Raw genomic sequence first — 1,618 nt, 5'->3', positions numbered from 1 at the left:
TATATAAAGATCAAACGATATAATTCACAAAACTCTCGGTTCGAACTTGACATTGTAGAGCTAGTGTCTCTTCCTGTAATGTAATGGACTTGTCATGCTTCTCAAGGGCAATATCCTGTTTCTTCTCCATTCGTGAAAAGATAGCAATTGCAGTATCAAATCTCTCTGCAAGTTCTTCTTCCGGAGAGCCTCTTATCACTTTAAAGTATGAAAATTCTCCGGAATATTCTTCTTTCACTATAGAAATCTCTTCAACATGTATCGGATATTCTACAATTCGAATCGCCTTGATAAATTCATCAAGGTCAGATAGACTGCCCTCTGCAATGATATGCACATCGTACCCTTCAAGGTTCTCGATACACCCGGTAATATTATATTTCCTTGCAATATTCTGGACAATATGGGGGTATCCAACCCGCTGGACCATGCCGGATACCTGTATCGAATATCTGGATAATGTATGAGGATCCACAGTAGTATTAATCTTTAAGAACTCAAAATTTTTCTGTGTAAAACGCTGCCAGGATTTTACCACTCTGATCTAAAGACCTGATAAGGAACTTACTAATCTGTTCATGTATCAACCGGAAATTTTTTCGAATCAGACGGTCCGAATCTTTAATACTTATATTTTGCCAATTGATTGGCTCTGTCTGAAAATCAAGTGATAATATTCAATCAATATTCGGGATTATTTTCCTAAATGATTTTTGGGTAGAGATTTTCATTTCGTTCAAAAATATGGGATCCAATAAGTCAAGTGATTTTGGAAGTCACATTTCATATCACTTGATAAATCGACAGAGCTCATGACCACCTTGTACCACCTTAAGCAATTGTTACCAAAATGAAATACCTGAATCATCAGGTAAATCTTCCGATTCAAAGGTTTAATTAGGTTTTTTTACGGAACCACACGGATTATTTATTTTTTATTCTTCTGCTCTCGATGGATTTGAAATACTCATCTGGATCATCAGGAAGCCAGGTTTTTCTTTCGTTGGTATAATCACCATAACCAGAATCAAATATTTTAATAAAACGGATCGCATCAACCGGACCGAGAGTATTGATTAAAGCCTGCATTCCTTCCTGTTGGATTCGGGATATTGTTTTTGTTGTCATATATTATTCTCCATCAGCCATATTGTTGGATGAAATACACTGTATTGTAGTAGTATCTTATTCTTTTCCGCTGTTTGAAGTATTTGTTTATCTGTTGTGATAAAAGTTGCCTGAGCTTTTTCTGCACACGCGATATGAATCGCATCTGCTGCATGGAACCCATATGACCGGAGTGATATTGTTCTTTGTTTTATGTTCTCATCAATTTGAATATGTTCCTGCATCAGTCGTGTGGTACCCATCACGAATTCCCGTTTCTGAATATGACCTATCCGGAAAATTTCTTCGTCTATCATCTCGCTTCCGATAAGGATGATTGAATTATTGGACATTGAAAGTATTTCCTGAACAGAATCCGCTTCCTGTCTGATGAGAAATTGATCCTGGTTATCAAAGGGCCTGCATAAACAACAGACATCGAGGTATAATTTATAGTTAGTTGCATAACATTTTGAAATAATATTTTGCGCTCAAAAATTTTTCAGCCCAT

Annotated in this window: 3 protein-coding genes; all 3 read right to left on the bottom strand. The window is 36.4% G+C overall.

Annotation, left to right across the window (positions count from 1 at the left end; all coding sequences use genetic code 11):
• Positions 1–10 precede the first annotated feature (10 nt).
• Positions 11–475 (bottom strand): acylphosphatase, encoded by a 465-nt coding sequence (locus tag DLD82_RS17900; protein WP_181391529.1) that lies wholly within the window; start codon positions 473–475, stop codon positions 11–13.
• 449 nt (positions 476–924) lie between these two features.
• Positions 925–1,128 (bottom strand): hypothetical protein, encoded by a 204-nt coding sequence (locus tag DLD82_RS17895; RefSeq protein ID WP_109942495.1) that lies wholly within the window; start codon positions 1,126–1,128, stop codon positions 925–927.
• The gene (locus DLD82_RS17890; protein WP_109942494.1) at positions 1,125–1,460 is read right to left on the bottom strand and encodes a PIN domain-containing protein; all 336 of its coding nucleotides are present in this window, start codon (positions 1,458–1,460) and stop codon (positions 1,125–1,127) included. Before DLD82_RS17890 ends, DLD82_RS17895 begins: the two co-directional genes overlap by 4 nt.
• Positions 1,461–1,618 lie beyond the last annotated feature (158 nt).

It is taken from the genome of Methanospirillum stamsii (genome assembly GCF_003173335.1).
Taxonomy (GTDB): domain Archaea; phylum Halobacteriota; class Methanomicrobia; order Methanomicrobiales; family Methanospirillaceae; genus Methanospirillum; species Methanospirillum stamsii.
The sequence above is the reverse complement of the archived record's forward strand: the minus strand, read 5'-3'. Positions and strand labels throughout refer to the sequence as shown.